Raw genomic sequence first — 18653 nt, forward strand, 5'->3', positions numbered from 1 at the left:
GGCGACGGCGCCACCACCTGGGTTGCCGGGGTGAACATCTCGGAAGACACGGTGACCGTGTCCGACATGTTCGACGATTCGTTCTTCGTCACCGATTCCGTCGCCACCAACTTCGAGCTCGATACCGCGGACATTTCCGCGCAGGGCTGGGATCTGCTGAGTGCCGACTATGAACAGGTCACCAAATCCTGGGGTGCCTATCTGCATACTGAAACCGCGCTGAATGACTCGGTGAACCTGATCGCGGGCATCCGCTACAGCGCCGACAAGCGCAGCTTTGATGGCATCTCCACCAACCACGATGACGTTGACTCGTTCAACGATGTGATCGCCGAACTGCACGACAGCAGCAGCGAGAGCGCGGTCACCGGCAAGCTCGGTCTCGACTGGCAGCTGAACGATGACCTGCTGCTGTACGCCAATGTGGCCAACAGCTACAAGGCCGGCGCCTACTACGGTGCGGCCATTCTCGACGATGCCAGCTGGGCCTATGTCGAGCCGGAAAAAGTGCTGTCCTTCGAGATGGGTTTCAAGGCCACCCTGTTTGATTCCTCCATGCAGCTGAACGGTGCGCTGTTCAGCCTCGACTACACCGATCGCCAGTCGCTGGTGACCATCATCGTCGACGATTTCAGCAACTACCTGGAATTCCCGGTGGCGGATACCACCCTGGTTAATGTACCCGAGTCCAAAACCAACGGTTTCGAGCTGGACCTGCACTGGCTGCCCACCGACAACCTGACCGTGATGGCGGGTGTGGCGTATCTCGATAGCAAGGTCACCAAGGCGCCGACCACCGCGGATATGCGCGGCATCGTTGCCGACCCGGCGACAAATGACGGCGCCGACGGCGTGAACCAGTTGTTCGTGGACGCGCTGGCCGGCGCACTGCCCGCCGGTGCCACCCTGTCGCAGGCACCGGAGTGGAGCTACAACAGCCTGCTGGCCTACGACCTGCCGCTCAACGACTACAACCTGCGCCTGCAGACCAGCTACACCTACAGCGATGAAATGACCGCGCAGCTCGCCGATGACAACGCCCTGTCGGGCCCGGTGCATTCCTGGGATGCGGAAGCGACCCTGAGCGCTATGGATGAGCGCTGGCTGGTGAGTGGCTGGATCAAAAACATCGAGGACAGCAGCGCGGAGACCTACGCCTTCTCCAGCTTTGCCGGTCGCTCTTTCTATCGCCAGATGCCGACCACCTTCGGCCTGTCTGTGCGCTACAACCTGTTCTAACGATCGCGCCTGCGACAACGCGGCGATGAAGAGGCAATCATGTGTGATGAACTGATCAGGGCAGATGCCCTGGAAGCGTTACAGAAAACGACCTACTTTCCCTACTGGCTGGATTCGCCGGAGCGTCCGCGCGATGAGCCCGCACTGCAGCGACCGCTGGAATGCGACCTGCTGATTATCGGTGGCGGATTTACCGGGCTGTGGGCGGCAGTCCAGGCCAAGGAAGCGAATCCGGAACGCAACGTGGTGCTGATCGAAGCGAGCAGCATCGCCATCGGCGCCTCCGGGCGCCCGGCGGCGATCCTGTCCACCTCCGTCATGCACGGCCTGTCCAACGCGCAGCGACTGTTTCCAGACGACATGGAAGCGCTGGAAAAACTGGGCAAGGAAAACCTGGACGGGTTCCGCGAAACCATCGAGCGCTACGGCATCCAGTGCGACCTGGAGTGGGGCGGTGAACTGACCGTCGCCATCGGCGACGAGGGCATCGAGGACATCGAAAAAGAGTTCAAACTGTATCGCCACTACGGCCACGATGCGCATCTGCTGGACCGAGATGCCGTGCAACAGGAAGTAAAATCGCCGCTGTTCAACGGCGGCATGTGGTCGAAAAAACGCAGCGGTACCGTGCACCCGGCCAAACTCGCCTGGGGGCTGAAGCGTGTTGCCATGGAACTGGGCGTGAAGATTTACGAAAACACGCCCATGGTCAGCAATGCCAAAAGCAAATGCGGTGTGCTGGTGAAAACTCCGAAGGGGCGTATCCAGGCCAACAAGGTGTTGCTCGCCACCAATGCGTTTGCGTCCGGCAATAAAAAAATCCGCAATCGCGTCGCCGCCATTCGCGACCGTATCGTGGTGACCGAGCCGCTCAGCGCAGAGCAGCTGGCGTCCATCGGCTGGCAGAATCGCCAGGGTATTTACGATACCCGCACCCAGCTGAACTACATGCGCCTGACCGCGGACAACCGCATCCTGTTCGGTGGCCGTCTGGATTATTTCTTTGGTAACAACACCGACCCGGAAGACGACAAGACGCCGGAACCCTATGTACGGCTGATCGAGAATTTCTATCGCACCTTCCCGACACTGCGCGGTATGCGATTCAGCCATGCCTGGAGTGGCCCGATTGCGCTGACCACGCGTATGGCGGTGCATTATCAGCATTACCTCGGCGGCAAAATGCTGTATGCCGGCGGCTATTCGGGATTCGGCGTTACCGCGACGCGCTTTGGCGCACGTGTGGCGCTGGCAATCCTCGACGACAAGAAAGTCCCCGAGCGCGCACTGAAATTTGCCTGCTCGCAGCCGGCGTTTATTCCGCCGGAACCTTTTCGCTGGATCGGTGCCAAGATCACCATGTATGCGCTGGACACCCTGGATGAGAAGCGCGGTTGGCGCATCCCGTGGGTACGTATGGTGGAAAAGATGGGCTTCCCCATCACCCAGAAATAGTCAGTTATTCCTGTTGTATTGATTGTTCCTGTCTTGTGGACATTTGCCCGCGCCGTCGCTACAGCAACACCCTTGCCGGAGCAACCAAGCGCGGGCTTTTTTGTGCGGCAGACTATTTTTCCAGGCTGGTGAGAGGGTCGGGATCGACACCGGAATGATGGCGGAGCGCGCTGATGAACAGATAAAACAGTTCCGACTGCGACGTCACATCGAGCTTGGCGTAAATGTGTTTGCGGTGTGTTTTGATCGTATCGACACTGGCATCGAGTTTTTCCGCCATCGACTTGATGGAATGTCCGCGCATAGTCATATGCAGCACCTCGCACTCGCGATTGGTCAGCAGCGAGCTGCCGAAATTTTCCAGCGCATTTTCCAGTCGCTTGCCAAACGATTCTTGCTGCATCTCCGCACGGTTATGGTTGCGTATCCATTTGCGCAATACATTCTCAATCAGCGGTAGCAATGATCGCAGCAGGGATACCTCCTGCGCAGAAAATCGACCGCCGCCCAGATCCGATGCGCGTCCGATGGAAAGGCTGGCAATAACTCCGTCCTCACCACGCACCAGGTAGCACGCCTCATCGCCGAGATTGGCTTCGCGGTAATACATGCGGAAATATTCGGTCTGCGTGAACGCATCCGGGGCGACTTCGCGCAGCAGAAAAAAACCTTCCCGCTGTTCATCCATTGCGGCCCGGTAAAAGGGGTCGAGCAGATAGGCGCACTCCACATAGCGGTCAACCTGTGCGCTCGGCTGTTCATTGGCGAGCAGGCGATGGTGGGTGACCTCAGGTACACCACCAGCGGGGTAAAGAATGGCCATGCTGCTGTTGCCGCGCACCAGTGATTCGGCGCCGCGCAAAAGTTCGTAGATGCGTTGCGAGTCGGATTCGCTGTCGAGCAGGTTGGCCACGCACTGGTGCCAGCTGGTGAGGTCTGAAGTGATGCTCATAGAAAACAACCGAAAAATAGCAGGGCAATCGTGCTTCGAAAACCTGGTTTTTGGGTACCCTGTTCCGGTTGCCCGCGGTGGGCAAATGAGCACAAAATCTTGCGAAAAATTTTAACAAAAAAGCCCGCTTTATAGGTTGTCAAAGCGGGCCATTTTGCGAGGGAATTTTCCCATTATTTTCGCGAACGACAGCTGGTTGTCAGGTGATGTCGCGCTCTAGATATTCGTCCTTCAGCTTGACGTAATTTCCCGCGGTGTAGGTAAAGAATTTGCGCTCTTTTTCCGACAGCGGGCGCGCCTGTTTGGCCGGTGAGCCCACGTAAAGGTAACCACTTTCCAGTCGCTTGCCCGGCGGTACCAGCGCGCCGGCGGCGAGTACCACCTCATCCTCGATCACCGCGCCGTCGAGCACGATCGAACCGATGCCGATCAATACCCGATTGCCCACGGTACAGCCGTGCAGGCAGGCCTTGTGGCCGATGGTGACATCTTCGCCGATGGTGAGCGGCCAGCCGCCCTCGTTGAATGCACTGGCATGGGTGATGTGCAGCACGGAACCGTCCTGCACACTGGTGCGCGCGCCGATGCGCACCCGGTGCATGTCGCCGCGGATCACGGTCATGGGCCAAACGGAGCAGTCGTCACCCAGCTCTACGTCGCCAATGACAGCACTCATCGGGTCGATGAACACGCGGGCGCCGAGTTTCGGCGCGTGGCCGCGGTGTTCACGCAGGTTGGGATTTGGGGTTTCGGCGGGGGCGTTTGTGGACAAGGCTGACCTCCGGAATGGCAATCCACTAAAATACAGCGCATATGTTAACCCCGCCGGCTGCGTCCGCGGACTCGGGGTTACGTTTGTTTTTTGTATCCGTCTACCGACAAGGAATGCCCATGTCCGACACGCTGTGGTCCAACCCGCTGTTAGAGTCCCACGTACTGCCGCCTTTCGACCGCATCCAGCCGCAGTTTGCAGAGCCGGCAATCGTCGAACTGATCTACAAATGCCGCGAACAGCTGAGAAATAGCCTGGAGAATGCCGGCGACAATCCCACCTGGGAGGGAACCCTGGCGCCGCTCGAAGAAGTGCAGGACCAGCTGGGCAAGGCGTACAACCCGGTTTCCCACCTCAATAGTGTGTTGAGCGGCGACTGGCGTGCGCCCTATGAGGCGTGCCTGGCAAAAGTCACCGAGTACTGGACCGAAGTAGGGCAGGACCCGGCGCTATACGCGGTGTATCGCGCGTTGGCGAAATCGCCAGAATTTGCCAGCTGGCCCCACGCGCGCCAGCAGGCGGTGCGCCACGGGTTGCGGGATATGCACCTCGGCGGGGTGAGCCTCGAAGGTGCCGCACGGGAGCGTTTCGCCACCATCAGCAAACGCCTGGCAGAACTGAAAAGCACCTTTGCCAACAACGTCCTCGATGCCACCAAGGCCTGGACCCTGCAAATCGAGGACGAGTCCGAGCTGGCCGGGATTCCCCAGACGGCACTCGCCAGCGCCCGGGCGCTGGCGGAGTCGAAAGGCAAGACGGGCTGGCTGCTGACCCTGGATGGCCCGTGTTTCCTCGCGGTGATGACCCATGCCAACAATCGCGAGCTGCGCCGCAAGATGTCCACCGCCTATATCACCCGCGCATCCGATGTGGGGCCAAACGGCGGTGAATTCGACAACGCCAATGTGATGGCGGAAATTCTCGCCCTGCGTGCGGAACAGGCCCACCTGCTGGGGATGAAAAACTACGCCGAGCGCTCGCTGGCGAGCAAGATGGCCAGGGACCCGGAGGAGGTGGAAACCTTCTTGTGGGACCTGGCCAAGCGCGCGCGACCCGCGGCGGCCAAAGAATTCGCGGAGCTGCAGGCGTTTGCTGCCGCAGAGCTCGGCATCGAGCATTTGCAGCCCTGGGACACCCATTGGGCTGCGGAAAAGCTCAAGCAGTCCCGCTATGCAGTCAGTGAGGAGGAGTTGCGCCCGTATTTCCCATACCCGAAGGTGCTGCAGGGCCTGTTCGCGGTGGCGGAAAAGCTGTTTGGGGTGACCGCAGAGCGGGATGTCTCCGTCGCCACCTACCACGCAGATGTGCACTTCTACTGGGTGAAGCGTGGCGGCGAGCCGATCGCCGGCTTCTACCTGGACCCCTATGCGCGGGAAAACAAGCGCGGTGGCGCCTGGATGGATGACGCCCGCGTGCGCCGCCGGACCATGGCCGGACTGCAGTTGCCGGTGGCCTACCTTGTGTGTAACTTCAGTAGTCCATCGAAGGATGCCCCTGCGCTGCTGACCCACTACGAGGTCACCACCCTGTTCCACGAGTTCGGCCACGGCCTGCACCATATGCTCACCCAGGTGGATGTGGCGGCGGTGTCCGGCATCAATGGCGTGGCCTGGGATGCGGTGGAGCTGCCCAGCCAGTTTCTGGAAAACTGGTGCTGGGAGCCGGAGGCGCTGGCCATGATTTCCGGGCACTACAAGACCGGCGAGCCATTGCCGCAGGCACTGCTGGATAAAATGCTCGCGGCGAAAAATTTCCAGTCCGCCATGTTTACTGTACGTCAGCTGGAATTTGCCCTGTTCGATTTTCTGCTGCACTCGCGCCCCGAAGGTGCCAATGCCGAAGAAATCCAGCGGCTGGTCAACGATGTGCGCTCCCAGGTTTCGGTGGTGCCGATATCGCCGGAAAACCGCTTCCAGCACAGTTTCAGCCATATCTTTGCCGGTGGTTACGCGGCGGGCTACTACAGCTACAAGTGGGCGGAAGTGCTGAGTGCGGATGCCTTTTCCCTGTTTGAGGAAAAGGGCATCTTCGATTCGGAAACCGGCAAAAAATTTCTCGCCACGATACTGGAGCAGGGGGGCAGTCGCGATGCGCAGGACTTGTTCACAGAATTTCGCGGCCGCAGCCCTAAAATAGACGCGCTGCTGCGTCACTCCGGTATCGAGTGAATCGGGATCAGGCTAATCAGGTTTTTATAGAGGTAGACCTTGAGCGAAGAATTTGAAAAACCCGTAAAGCGTCGGTTTATTGCTGGCGCGGTGTGTCCGCGCTGCAGCGAAATGGACAAGATCGTCAATTACAAACTGGGCGATAAAAATTATCGCGAATGTGTGGCGTGTGGCTTTAAGGATGAAATCCGCTTACAGGCCTCACCGCGGGAACTGGATACCCGCGTAAATCAGACCGCCGACAGGGAAGTGGAGGAAACCGCAGTAAAAATACTGCTGCCGTCCGGTGGGACGGGTAACAAAAAATAATCCACAGAAACGGATTCCCTTGAAGAAACTTTATTCGTTGATCGCGGTGGCGATCGTGCTCGTTATTGCCGGCTTTTACGGCCTCGACCACTACCGCAAGATGCGCGAGCAGCAGCAGGCGCACACCGCCTATCTGATTTCACGCTGTGTGAACCAGGGCCTGCTATCGCTATTTGCGCTGCAGGCCAACGACTGGGAAAGTAACCCCGGGCAGCTGGATGTTGAAGAGCGCCGCCTGAAACAGCGGGTGGCAGCACTGCCCGAATCGGTGGGTGTGGAAAAGCCGTTTGCAGACTGGCAGGGTGCCCTGGAAGTTTGTGAGCGGCTCACGGTCAATTCCAATCGCCAGCACCGCACCATTTTCCGGCCGCTCACCGAGATGGCGAAAAAGGAAATCTGGAGCCTGGAAACCGCCAAGAGTGGACGGTTCCAGGAGCGGCGAAAAAAAGCAATTTACCGCACCAAGATCGCCGCGGAAGCCGCTGACCGCTATCTCGAGGATCTGCAGGCAGATGTGAAAAGCCTGTTGGACGCCAGCCGGATTTCAGCGGAGGCGCGCGCACTCACCGAGCGCCAGCTGCAGGAGTCCATTTTCGCAAAATACCGCAAGGGGCAATTCAGCAAGAGCCGGGTATTGCAGTATCTAGAGCGACAGGAAACCTTTTACCAACTTCTGACAGATAACCCCAAGGGGTTCACCCTGCGCGGCGGCAGCCTGTATTTTTACAATAAAACGCTCCACCGGCAGGCGGACGATCTCAATCGCGCACTGTTGCAGGGAGAGGTAGATTTTTTTAGTAACTGGCGACTCATAGTCCAACACTGATTACCGGGGATGGCAGGATAACTTGCAGAAGCTTGCGGGCGATTTCCCGGCCACTGCAATCAATGGGACAGGTCGACCTGTTGCGCGATGCTTGGCGTGCGCAGGGCAATCTGCATGTGGCTGGCAAAGTCCGGCCACTCGCCCGGGGCATCGTCGTAGCGCTGCTTGTACAGAATCATCGAAACCAGTCTCGCGGAATCGAGTTCCGCCGGCGCAAACCGCTGCAGCAGTACGCCGGTGAGATCATCCAGCTGACATCCCAGCGTTTCACCCAGCAGTTCGCGCACCACCAGATTCGCTACCAGCGGATCCATAGGTAATAGCGGGGTGCCGCACAGGGCCTGCAGCAGGTCGTTGATTTCCTCCATTGTACGGTGGGCCAGATAGGCCTCATCGAGGATCGAGCCGAGGCCGTGTTCGTACGGCTGACGCTCGGGAATTTCGCTGAAGCTGTGCAGGATGAGTTCACGCACAGGATAAAAATCGAGACCTCCGGCCTGGCACAGCTGCTCCATGCGCTGCAGCCAGGCGGGAATCACCTGAATATAGCGGATCACGAAACAGGTAATATGCAGCGGCGCATCCCTCTGCGGTAACTGGATACTGCGGTGCAAGTTGGGCAGGGTGTCATGCAGGGAGCGCCGGAATCGGCCCCTGGCTCGTTCCGCGGCTACTGCGCGGTCGATGCACTGTTGGATCAGTTGGTAATGGTCAGACATTCATCAAAACGAATACGGCGAAACCGCCTCCCCGTTTCTTTGTCTGCGTGCTCGACCCACTTTTTCCCGGGCCGATCAGTGCCTGCTGGACCCCCGCGATGGCCTGAAGATGGGCCGCGTCCAATAGGGCGGACAAGACTGCTTAACGTTGGAAGAGGAATCTGTCGTAGCTCCAATTACAGCCAATTGTTGTTTTTAGTGTAGTTATAAAAATAGACCATCAATCCGGCGGAGCGTGCGACAAACCACAAAAAAAGGCTGAGCCAGATGCCAGCATTATCAAAATGTCGGGTAATCCACCAGCAGGGTAAAAACACCATCACAGTTGCGATGAACATGGTGTCACGCATCTGCCGGCTCTTGCCGGCGCCGATAAAAACTCCGTCCAGCTGATAGCTCCAAACCGCAATCAATGGCAGGGCGCAGAGCCAGGGATAAAACGCGTCTGCCGCATTCAATACCGCCGGAATGCTCGTGAACAGCGGCAATATCCACGCCCTCCCAGAAATTAGCACCAGTGTAATCAGCAGGGCCGACCCCAGCGCCCAGACACCGGCAGCGGTGGTGGTACGCCGGAACTGCGCTGTGGAGCCGCGCCCGACCGCGCGCCCCACCAGAGATTCGGTGGCGTGCGCAAAACCATCCAGGGCGTAAGAAGTCATCATCAGAAGCTGCAGCAGAATCGCGTTGGCGGCCAGCACGGTGTCACCCAGAGCGGCGCCTTGGGCAGTGAAAAATGTCAGGGTAAACAGCAGCAGGCAGGTGCGGAAGAAGAGGTCGCTGTTGATGTGCAGCAGTTCCCGCCAGGGAGCAGCGCTGCGCCACGGCCAGAAATCCGGCGCCTGGAACACCACGGCCATTTCACGCCGCGTGTCGCCGTGGCGTCTACCCAGTAACCACCAGCCCAGCGCGATACTGCACAGGTCTGCGCACACCGAGGCCCAGGCTGCGCCCCGTGCACCCATGCCAAGTCCCAGGATCAGCAGCAGGTCCAGCAGGATATTCAGCAGATTGGCCGTGACCAGAATGGCGAGCGGGCCCCGGCTATCCTGACGGCCGATGAAAAAACCCAGCAGGGCGAAGTTCGCCAGTGCGAAGGGTGCGCTCAGCAGGCGGATCTGCAGGTAATCGCTGGCGTGGGGAGCGGCTTCGGCGCTGGCATTCATCCAGCGGGTGATCAACGGCAGCAATGGCGAAGCCAGTAGCAACAACAGGATACCCAGCACACCGGCGAGACACAGCGAGCGCAGCAGCCAGCGCGCGCCGCTGTCGTCTGCCCGCGCCACCAATCCGGTGGTTCCCATACGCAGAAAACCGAAGGCCCACAACAACATGGAAATCACACTCGCGCCAATGGCGACGCCGGAAAGATATTCCGGGCTGGGCAGGTGCCCGAGCACTGCGGTATCCACTGCGCCGAGAAGTGGCACAGTAATGTTGCTAAGGATCATGGGCCAGGCGAGATACCAGACCCTTGTGTAGGGAGTGGAGGCGCGGCGCGAAATTCTACGTGGGCGGGGGCGCAAAAACGCCTCAAATTTTTTCATGCAGTCTGGCGGTGAATTGACTTTTTTCTGGTGATGTGTTTCTTTTGGTCAGTGCTAGATGCGACAGAAAGACACAGGTTGTTGGTTGTACCTTCCGGGCGACGACATCTGAAGTAAAAATAACAAGTTGCACTGACAGCAGTATCGCGCAGCTGCGGCCTTCCCCGGTTGTGCGAACAGTGTATGTAGTCTTGGTTTACTACAGCATGTCCACATTTTCGTGTGTGGATATTTCCCGATCGTCGATCGGGGCAGACTCCAGTCCTCCGGGCAGCCAACGGCTGTCACAGGGTTTTGCTATCTTGTTGGTTAGCGTGCCGCGACCGGGTACATCATGCAGTTTCTGCATGGTACGGCCGCAGCATTGTGACCGCAGGAAAGCGGCTCGCGAGAATAACAAACATGGAGATCTGCAGGCGATGTTGATGGGCTTCAAACGGCTGTTCGCCTTCCTGACCCTCTCGGCCATCGCACCGGGAATTCTTGCCCAGGAAACTGCGCAGGAAACTGGTGAGAGTGTGGAGCGATGGGGGGTCAATATGACCCAGGGGGTAACCGAGGTTTCCCGTACCACTTACGATCTGCACATGCTGATTTTCTGGATCTGCGTGGCGATCGGTATTGTGGTGTTCGGGGTGATGTTCTACAGCATGTGGCGTCACCGCAAGAGCAAGGGATACCAGGCGGCACAATTTCACGAAAGCACCCTGGTGGAGCTTGCCTGGACCATAGTTCCCACCCTGATTCTTATCGGCATGGCGATTCCCGCCACCAAAACCCTCTACGATATCTACGACACCAAGGAAGCCGATCTCGACATCATGATCACCGGCTACCAGTGGAAGTGGAAATATGACTACCTGGGGGCCGATGTCTCCTTCTTCTCCAATCTCGCTACTCCCCACGCACAAATCAGTAACCAACAGCCGAAGAGCGATCACTACCTGCTGGAAGTGGACGAACCTCTGGTGGTGCCAGTAAACAAAAAAATCCGTTTCCTGATTACTGCCAACGACGTGATCCACGCCTGGTGGGTACCGGACCTGGCGGTTAAAAAAGACGCGATCCCCGGTTTCGTGAATGAATCCTGGACCCGTATCGACGAGCCGGGCCTCTACCGCGGACAGTGTGCGGAACTCTGCGGCAAGGACCACGGATTCATGCCCATTGTGGTCAAGGCAGTACCGGAAGACGAATACCATTCCTGGTTGAATGACCGCGCTGCTGCTGCTGCACGCGTCAAGGAGCTGACCAACAAGACCTTTACTTTCGACGAACTCTACGAGCGCGGTAAAAAAGTCTACGCCAGCACCTGTGCTGCCTGCCATCAGCCAAATGGCCAGGGCGTGCCCGGTGCCTTCCCGGCCATTGCTGGCTCCAAGGTGGCGACCGGCGGAATGGATGGCCACCTGAGCATGGTGGTGAATGGCTCGGCGAAAAACCCGGCGATGCAGGCATTCGGCGCACAGCTGAGTGAGGTCGATCTCGCCGCGGTCATTACCTACCAGCGCAACGCTTTCGGTAACAATATGGGCGACACCGTGCAGCCCATCGACATTCTCAATTTCAAGAATAAGTAAGCAGGAGCCGAGAGGAGTTTAGTTATGGCACACGGTCCGAAACCCGGTTTTACCCGCTGGCTCTACACTACTAACCACAAGGACATCGGCTCGATGTACCTGTGGTTCAGTTTTGCGATGTTCCTGCTTGGCGGATGCATGGCGCTGGTTATCCGCGCCGAACTTTTCCAGCCCGGCCTGCAAATTGTGCAGCCGGAATTCTTCAACCAGATGACCACCATGCACGGCCTGATCATGGTGTTCGGTGCGGTGATGCCCGCGTTCGTGGGGCTCGCCAACTGGATGGTACCGATGATGATCGGTGCTCCGGATATGGCACTGCCGCGCATGAACAACTGGAGTTTCTGGATTCTGCCTTTCGCGTTCGCGATGCTGGCATCCACTCTGTTCATGGAGGGCGGTGCTCCGAATTTCGGTTGGACTTTCTACGCACCGTTGTCCACCGAGTACGCGCCGCCGAGCGTAACTTTTTTTATCTTCTCCATTCACATCATGGGTGCGTCCTCCATCATGGGAGCGATCAACATCGTCGCCACCATTTTGAATATGCGCGCCCCGGGTATGACCCTGATGAAGATGCCGCTGTTCGTGTGGACCTGGTTGATAACTGCCTACCTGTTGATTGCGGTAATGCCGGTGCTAGCGGGTGTGGTAACCATGATGCTGATGGATATCCACTTCGGAACCAGCTTCTTCAGCGCCGCCGGTGGTGGTGACCCGGTACTGTTCCAGCATGTGTTCTGGTTCTTCGGCCACCCCGAGGTGTACATCATGATCCTGCCGGCGTTCGGTATCGTGTCGGCGATCATTCCCACCTTCGCGCGCAAACCGCTGTTCGGCTACAGCTCGATGGTGTACGCCACCGCGAGTATCGCCTTCCTGAGCTTTATCGTGTGGGCGCACCACATGTTCACGGTGGGCATGCCCATCGCCGGTGAGCTGTTCTTCATGTACGCCACCATGCTGATCGCCGTACCCACCGGGGTGAAGGTGTTCAACTGGGTCACCACCATGTTCCGTGGATCGATGACCTTTGAAACCCCGATGCTGTTCTCCATCGCGTTCGTGATCCTGTTTACCCTGGGCGGATTCTCCGGCCTGATGCTGGCGATTGCCCCGGCGGACTTCCAGTATCACGACACCTACTTCGTGGTGGCGCACTTCCACTATGTGCTGGTGCCCGGTGCGATTTTCTCAATCACCGCCGGGGTGTACTACTGGCTGCCGAAATGGACCGGCCACATGTACAACGAGACCATGGGCAAAGTGCATTTCTGGCTGGCATTTATCGGCCTCAATATCACTTTCTTCCCGATGCACTTTGTAGGGCTCGCGGGCATGCCGCGGCGTATTCCCGACTACGCCTTGCAGTTCGCGGACTTCAACCAGATTGCCAGTGTGGGTGCCTTCCTGTTTGGCGCCGCGCAACTGGTCTTTTTGTTCAATGTGATTCGCACCGTGCGTGGCGGCAGCAAAGCGACGGATGAAGTATGGGAAAACCCGCAGGGGCTGGAGTGGACTGTGCCTTCACCGGCTCCATACCACACCTTCAGCACACCGCCGGTGGTGCGGTAAAACCCTAAGCGGAACAGGTGGCACCAGACATGGCAATGAGCGCAAACGCAAAAACTACCGCCAAGCTACTGACCCTCGCGGTCAGCATGCTCGGGTTTGCGCTGTTCGTCATGCCGCCGCTGTACGATGCCTTTTGTGAAATTACCGGCCTCAATGGCAAAACCGGCGGTCGCTACGAAGCTGTTCCCGCAACAGTAAATAAAGAGCGGACTGTGAAAGTGCAGTTCGTTGCCAGCAATAACGAAAATATGCCCTGGGAATTCAAGCCCGGGGTGGTGGAGCTGAAGGTGCACCCGGGCGAAGCCGTGGATACGGTATTCCACGCACACAACCCGACCGATCGCGATATGGTCGGCCAGGCAATTCCCAGCCTGGTGCCATTCAAGGCCGCCAACTATTTTCACAAGACCGAGTGCTTCTGCTTCAACCAGCAGACGCTCGCCGCTGGCGAAACGGCCGAGCTGGGTCTTCGTTTTATCGTCGACCCGGACCTGCCGGCCGGTGTGAACACCATAACGCTCTCCTACACGCTGTTTGATGTCACGGACCGGATAGCGCAACAGACACAAAACAAGAAAGCGGATGCCTCCCCAATTTGAGCCCAATTTGAGAAAGGCACCAAGCGAGAGGGATAATTAATTATGGCCACCGAAAGCAGCTACTATGTTCCCGAGCAGTCCCGGCTGCCGATCTTCGCCACTATTGGTATTTTTTTGACGGCCTTCGGTGCCGCCAACTGGGTCAATGGTGGCAGCTCGTATATTTTCTTCGCCGGCGCCCTCGCCATGGCCACGGTGTTGTGGTTCTGGTTCGCCGCGGTCATCAGGGAAAACATGCAGGGGCTCAACAGCGATCAGTTGAAGCGCTCTTATGTGTGGGGGATGGGCTGGTTCATTTTCTCGGAAGTCATGTTCTTCGCCGCCTTTTTCGGTGCGCTGTACTACATCCGGACCTTTACACTACCGTGGCTCGGTGGCGAGGGCGGTCGTGGATCATCCAACATGCTGTGGGAAGGCTTCCAGAACACCTGGCCGCTGATGGTGACCCCCGATCAGGCGGTGAGTGGTGACGCCGCCAAGGTGCTTGGCCCCAAAGGCATCATCGATCCGTGGCACCTGCCGTTGCTAAATACCGTGCTGCTGCTGGCCTCCAGCGTCACCGTGCACATCGCCCATGTTTTTCTGAAAAAGAACAAGCGCCAGGGCTTCAATATTTGGCTGGGCATCACTGTCCTTCTCGGTGCCGCATTCCTGTTCTTCCAGGTGGAGGAGTATTTCGAAGCCTACCAGCACCTTGGCCTTACCCTGGAGTCCGGCATTTACGGCACCACTTTCTTTATGCTCACCGGCTTCCACGGCGCCCACGTAACCCTTGGCACCATAATGCTGCTGATCATGCTATTGCGCTCGGTGATCGCGCATCATTTTAAGCCTAACGACCATTTCGGCTTTGAAGCGGCCAGCTGGTACTGGCACTTTGTAGACGTGGTGTGGGTCGGGCTGTTTATTTTTGTCTACGTACTGGGTGCGTGAACTATTGATATCTAGAGGGTGCGCTGATGCGCATCCTCTGGATATAGAGGTCAAACTCAATACTTTTCAGCCCAGGGCGCGGTATTGGAAAGAATGCCGCTGTAAAACCCGTACCAGATAGCGAGTAACAACAGCGCGGCGAGCGTGATACGAATGCCCAGTGCGTAGAGTGTGCGCTTGGATTCTGGTGCACCCATGTCGCGCAACAGAAAAAACAGGGCGCTGGTCAGGCTGGCCAGCACGGCGAGAAACAACAACACAATTATTGCTTTTAGCCACATAATAAAACGCCATTTATAGAAGTACTTATTGGCATGACAGCTCCCAGAAAGTCGCAGGCATTGCGCGACAAAGTATTACCCAGCGGGACCGCAGTACACTCCACGGATACCGGAGAACCATCGCGAGCAGCCAGTGTAGCATTTATCCGCAGCTGGCCACTCAGCATCCTCTGTTGGTGTTTTTTTCCCTTACTGCTAGGACTCGGCAACTGGCAGTTGCAGCGTGCCCATGAGAAGCAGCAGATTCTCGACAATATTGATGCTCGCCTGAGCAGCCAGCCAGTCAAAATATCCGACCTGCAACAGCCGCAAACCTACACCCCGGTGCGCCTGCTTGGCTTCTATACCGACGAGTACTTCTACCTCGACAACCGTACCCGCAACGGCCGTGTCGGCTACGAAATACTGCAGGTTTTTGAAAGCGGAAGTAGCGCGGACAAAACCCGTTGGCTCATCAATCGTGGCTGGCTTCCCGCAGTGGCAGCGCGCAGCGAATTGCCGCATGTTGCCTATCCGCTCGCGGCCAAAGTCGTAACAGGCTTCCTTTACCCGACGGGCGCAGCAAAGCAGGTTGCGGAGCGGCCATCCCCTATTGTGCCCCACAGCCGGATTCAGCGGCTGGACAGCGCCCTCACCGAAAACCTGAACCTCAGCAGAGCATCGTGGCATATTCGCTTGAGCGCCGACTCGGACACTGCGCTGCAGACCGATTGGCCGCTCGTCAATGTAGACCCGCAAAAACATCGTGGTTACGCACTGCAGTGGTTTTCCATGGCCGCAGCCCTTGTGGTGCTGTGGCTGTTGGCCGCGACCAATGCCCGGCAATTGGTTCGAGAAAAGTGGTTTAAAAAATCGGCGAAAGAGACATAATCAATTCATAACAATAACGGGCACTGCAGCTGGTCATTCCGCAGTTTGTTTTACAACTGCAAGGTGCGAACCGGAGTGCGCGGTGCCGTAGCGAGGCAGACGTCGTGGCAGAACATATTCAACCGGTAACAGCCCGGGCTACCGAGCAGGTCAATGGGACCGCGCAGGGCCGGGGGGGCAGGCTCAGTCGCTGGGCGGGAATTGCCGTTTTCAGTGCAGTTGCGGTGCCGATGTTGGCCGCGTATCTCGTGTTCTATACCGGCGTCGGAATGCCGACACACACCATCAACGAGGGTGAATTACTGACACCCGCAAGAAATATTGCAGATATCGAACTCTCGTCCGCCAATGGCGACAAGGTCCTGTTCGCGAATGAAGAGCCGAGATGGCGCTACCTGATCCTGGGTGGCGAGCAGTGTGGTGGTGAATGCGAAAAGTTGCTCTACACCACCCGCCAGGTACATATCCGCCTGGGTGACAAGGCGCATCGGGTAGAACGCATGTTGGTGACTGCCGAGGCCCTGAGTGAGCAGCGCCACCAAGAAATGAGAGCCGAACATCCACGCCTGCGCTTTGCCACTGCCGACCGCGTGCAGCTGGACCGCTGGCTCGCAAGCAGCGATCACCCGGAACTGGGGCGCCCCAGTGCTCTGCTGGTGGACCAAAACGGTTTTGCCATGATGGTTTACGATAATCGCCACACTGGTAATCAGTTGCTGAAAGACATCAAGCGACTACTGAAGTACTCCTACGAAAAATAAGGTCAGAAAAATAGCCGCGCGAAAGCGGAGTCGAATAGCCGGGAGAGAGCGCAATGGATGTGGAATCCGATATCACCGAACTCAGAAAAAACTACAAGAAGGACTGGCGCTTTCGCCTCGCGCTTATAGGCACCGGACTTGCGCTGGTGGTGGTTGTGCTCGGTGCGTTTACCCGCTTGTCCCACGCCGGGCTCGGTTGTCCTGACTGGCCCGGATGTTATGGTCATCTCACGTGGCCCACGGAAAGCCATGAAATTGAAGCCGCAAATCAGGCTTTCCCGCATGCGCCGGTAGAAACCGATAAAACATGGCCGGAGATGGTGCACCGCTATTTCGCCGGCACTCTGATGTTGCTGGTGGTTGGGCTTACTTACATGTTCTGGCGCCGTCGCGGCCACCGCGGTTTTTACCAGAGCCACATACTGCTCAGCATTATCCTGCTGCAGGCAGCATTTGGCATGTGGACGGTCACACTCAAGCTTTGGCCACAGGTCGTTACCGCACACTTGCTGGGCGGTATGGCCACGCTGGCGGTACTGTGGATGCTGGCGGAAAGGCTTCGCTACCGCCGGCGACTAATACCACCGCACGAGTTTGCCGCATTGCAGAATCTCCGCCCGTTGGCTGTGGCCGCCGTAGTCGCCGTTGCCCTGCAAATCGCCCTCGGCGGCTGGACCAGCTCCAACTATGCAGCGCTGGCCTGCCCGGATTTCCCCACCTGCCACAATCAATGGTGGCCCGCGGCTGACTTCAGCCAGGGCTTCAATGTTGCCCAACAGATAGGCCCGAACTACCTAGGCGGCGCGCTGGAAAGCGATGCCCGCACCGCAATCCATATCACTCACCGCATAGGCGCCATCATTGTCAGCTTGCTGGTATGCCTGGTGGCCTTGCGTGCATGGCAGGCGGGTTCGCCGCGATGGGCCCAGGGCCTGCTCGCCGTGCTGGGTTTACAGGTGGCTCTGGGAATTGCCAACGTGGTGCTGTCGTTACCACTGCCGATAGCTGTGGCACACAATGCCGGCGCTGCGCTGTTGTTATTGAGCCTGCTGACATTTTGTTATCGCATTAACACGGTTCAACCGGCAATAAAAAATTATTCGTAGAAAAGTGCCAAATGGATTTTGGAAAAAATAACAATCACAACGAGGTGTCATCATGAGTACTCAGGCAGTTAGTGTTCAACGTGCCGGCTGGCGCGACTACTATGAGCTCACCAAACCGCGGGTGGTGATGCTGATGATCCTCACTTCGGTGATCGGTATGCTGCTCGCGGTGCCGGGTATGGTGCCGCTGGATATTCTGTTGCTGGGTAATCTCGGTATCGCCCTTTGCGCCGGTTCCGCGGCCGCGGTCAATCACCTGGTTGACCGTCACATCGATATCAAAATGGCCCGCACCACCAATCGCCCCGTCGCCCGCGGGCGCGTCGAGCCGCAAAAGGCGCTGTTGTTTGCGCTGGTTCTGGGTTGTATCGGCATGGCCATTCTCATCGCGTTCGTGAATGTGCTGACCGCCTGGCTCACGCTGTTTTCGCTGCTGGGCTATGCGGTGGTCTACACCATGTTTTTAAAGCGCGCTACACCGCAAAATATTGTGATTGGTGGTCTCGCAGGTGCCGCGCCACCATTGCTCGGCTGGGTCGCGGTCACCGGCGATATTCACGGCCATGGGCTGTTACTGGCGCTGATCATTTTTGCGTGGACGCCCCCGCACTTCTGGGCACTGGCGGTGCACCGCCGGGATGATTACGCCAAGGCGGAAATTCCCATGCTGCCGATTACCCACGGGGTCCGGTACACCAAGATCCATATCCTGCTGTATACCATCATCCTGTTTGCGGTGAGCCTGTTGCCGTTTGCCACGGCCATGCTTGGCTGGCTGTATCTGCTCGGTGCAGTAGTGCTCGGTATCGGTTTTCTGTACTGGTCCGTGGAAATGTTACGCGGCAAGAATCCCAAGGCGGGGATGGAAACCTTCAAGTACTCCATCGTTTACCTGATGGCACTTTTTTGCATCATGCTACTGGACCACTACCTGGTCGCATTGCCGACCAGCGGAGTGTGA

General features: G+C 57.8%; 19 protein-coding genes. 13 read left to right on the forward strand and 6 right to left on the reverse strand.

Annotation, left to right across the window (positions count from 1 at the left end):
• Nucleotides 1-1239: TonB-dependent receptor domain-containing protein (locus tag VIL80_RS02995; protein ID WP_332034676.1), on the forward strand; the 1239-nt coding region annotated here is incomplete at its 5' end.
• 39 nt (nt 1240-1278) lie between these two features.
• Nucleotides 1279-2694 (forward strand): NAD(P)/FAD-dependent oxidoreductase, encoded by a 1416-nt coding sequence (locus VIL80_RS03000; RefSeq protein WP_332034677.1) that lies wholly within the window; start codon nt 1279-1281, stop codon nt 2692-2694.
• Between the two features lie 112 nt (nt 2695-2806).
• Here the strand turns inward: VIL80_RS03000 and VIL80_RS03005 are convergent, their stop codons facing one another.
• Both VIL80_RS03005 and VIL80_RS03010 read right to left on the reverse strand, forming a co-directional pair.
• Nucleotides 2807-3646: a helix-turn-helix transcriptional regulator gene (locus VIL80_RS03005; RefSeq protein WP_332034678.1), complete on the reverse strand. Its 840-nt coding sequence runs from the start codon at nt 3644-3646 to the stop codon at nt 2807-2809.
• 199 nt (nt 3647-3845) lie between these two features.
• Complete coding sequence (locus VIL80_RS03010) at nt 3846-4418, reverse strand: gamma carbonic anhydrase family protein (protein ID WP_527250100.1); 573 nt, start codon at nt 4416-4418, stop codon at nt 3846-3848.
• Nucleotides 4419-4537: 119 nt separating this feature from the next.
• On the opposite strand from VIL80_RS03010, the gene VIL80_RS03015 reads away from it, so the two are divergent.
• The 3 genes from VIL80_RS03015 to VIL80_RS03025 are packed head-to-tail and all read left to right on the forward strand — an operon-like array spanning nt 4538 to nt 7721.
• Entirely contained in the window at nt 4538-6586 is a 2049-nt protein-coding gene (locus tag VIL80_RS03015; protein ID WP_332034679.1) for a M3 family metallopeptidase, read from the forward strand.
• 39 nt (nt 6587-6625) lie between these two features.
• Nucleotides 6626-6895, forward strand: coding sequence for a YheV family putative zinc ribbon protein (locus tag VIL80_RS03020; RefSeq protein ID WP_332034680.1), 270 nt, complete (start codon nt 6626-6628; stop codon nt 6893-6895).
• A 19-nt stretch (nt 6896-6914) separates the two neighbouring features.
• Nucleotides 6915-7721: a hypothetical protein gene (locus VIL80_RS03025; RefSeq protein WP_332034681.1), complete on the forward strand. Its 807-nt coding sequence runs from the start codon at nt 6915-6917 to the stop codon at nt 7719-7721.
• Between the two features lie 59 nt (nt 7722-7780).
• On the opposite strand, the gene VIL80_RS03030 is transcribed toward VIL80_RS03025, so the two are convergent.
• The 3 genes from VIL80_RS03030 to VIL80_RS03040 form a co-directional block, all read right to left on the reverse strand.
• Nucleotides 7781-8440 carry a hypothetical protein gene (locus VIL80_RS03030; protein ID WP_332034682.1) on the reverse strand — a complete coding sequence of 220 codons (660 nt, stop codon included), beginning with the start codon at nt 8438-8440 and terminating at the stop codon, nt 7781-7783.
• Nucleotides 8441-8616: 176 nt separating this feature from the next.
• Nucleotides 8617-9891 (reverse strand): MATE family efflux transporter, encoded by a 1275-nt coding sequence (locus tag VIL80_RS03035; protein WP_332034683.1) that lies wholly within the window; start codon nt 9889-9891, stop codon nt 8617-8619.
• Nucleotides 9892-10186: 295 nt separating this feature from the next.
• Nucleotides 10187-10336, reverse strand: a complete 150-nt coding sequence (locus tag VIL80_RS03040) for a hypothetical protein (protein ID WP_332034684.1) — start codon at nt 10334-10336, stop codon at nt 10187-10189.
• A gap of 70 nt (nt 10337-10406) precedes the next feature.
• On the opposite strand from VIL80_RS03040, the gene coxB reads away from it, so the two are divergent.
• The 4 genes from coxB to VIL80_RS03060 are packed head-to-tail and all read left to right on the forward strand — an operon-like array spanning nt 10407 to nt 14674.
• Nucleotides 10407-11567, forward strand: a complete 1161-nt coding sequence (gene coxB / locus VIL80_RS03045; RefSeq protein ID WP_332034685.1) for a cytochrome c oxidase subunit II — start codon at nt 10407-10409, stop codon at nt 11565-11567.
• A gap of 24 nt (nt 11568-11591) precedes the next feature.
• A complete protein-coding gene (gene ctaD / locus VIL80_RS03050; RefSeq protein WP_332034686.1) occupies nt 11592-13142 on the forward strand; it encodes a cytochrome c oxidase subunit I in 1551 nt (516 codons plus the stop codon).
• 29 nt (nt 13143-13171) lie between these two features.
• Nucleotides 13172-13741: a cytochrome c oxidase assembly protein gene (locus tag VIL80_RS03055; protein WP_332034687.1), complete on the forward strand. Its 570-nt coding sequence runs from the start codon at nt 13172-13174 to the stop codon at nt 13739-13741.
• Nucleotides 13742-13783: 42 nt separating this feature from the next.
• Nucleotides 13784-14674 carry a cytochrome c oxidase subunit 3 gene (locus tag VIL80_RS03060; protein ID WP_332034688.1) on the forward strand — a complete coding sequence of 297 codons (891 nt, stop codon included), beginning with the start codon at nt 13784-13786 and terminating at the stop codon, nt 14672-14674.
• Between the two features lie 56 nt (nt 14675-14730).
• Here VIL80_RS03060 and VIL80_RS03065 read toward each other — a convergent pair whose 3' ends face one another.
• Nucleotides 14731-14955, reverse strand: coding sequence for a DUF2909 domain-containing protein (locus VIL80_RS03065; protein ID WP_332034689.1), 225 nt, complete (start codon nt 14953-14955; stop codon nt 14731-14733).
• Nucleotides 14956-14988: 33 nt separating this feature from the next.
• Between VIL80_RS03065 and VIL80_RS03070 the strand changes: the two genes are divergently transcribed.
• The 4 genes from VIL80_RS03070 (at nt 14989) to cyoE (ending at nt 18653) form a co-directional block, all read left to right on the forward strand.
• On the forward strand, nt 14989-15825 hold the full coding sequence (locus tag VIL80_RS03070) for an SURF1 family protein (RefSeq protein WP_332034690.1): 837 nt from the start codon (nt 14989-14991) through the stop codon (nt 15823-15825).
• A gap of 269 nt (nt 15826-16094) precedes the next feature.
• Nucleotides 16095-16586 (forward strand): redox-active disulfide-containing membrane protein, encoded by a 492-nt coding sequence (locus tag VIL80_RS03075; RefSeq protein WP_332034691.1) that lies wholly within the window; start codon nt 16095-16097, stop codon nt 16584-16586.
• 53 nt (nt 16587-16639) lie between these two features.
• Nucleotides 16640-17692: a COX15/CtaA family protein gene (locus VIL80_RS03080; RefSeq protein WP_332034692.1), complete on the forward strand. Its 1053-nt coding sequence runs from the start codon at nt 16640-16642 to the stop codon at nt 17690-17692.
• 52 nt (nt 17693-17744) lie between these two features.
• Nucleotides 17745-18653 (forward strand): heme o synthase, encoded by a 909-nt coding sequence (gene cyoE / locus VIL80_RS03085; RefSeq protein WP_332034693.1) that lies wholly within the window; start codon nt 17745-17747, stop codon nt 18651-18653.

Source organism: Microbulbifer sp., from assembly GCF_036563125.1.
In the GTDB taxonomy this organism is placed as follows: Bacteria; Pseudomonadota; Gammaproteobacteria; order Pseudomonadales; family Cellvibrionaceae; genus Microbulbifer.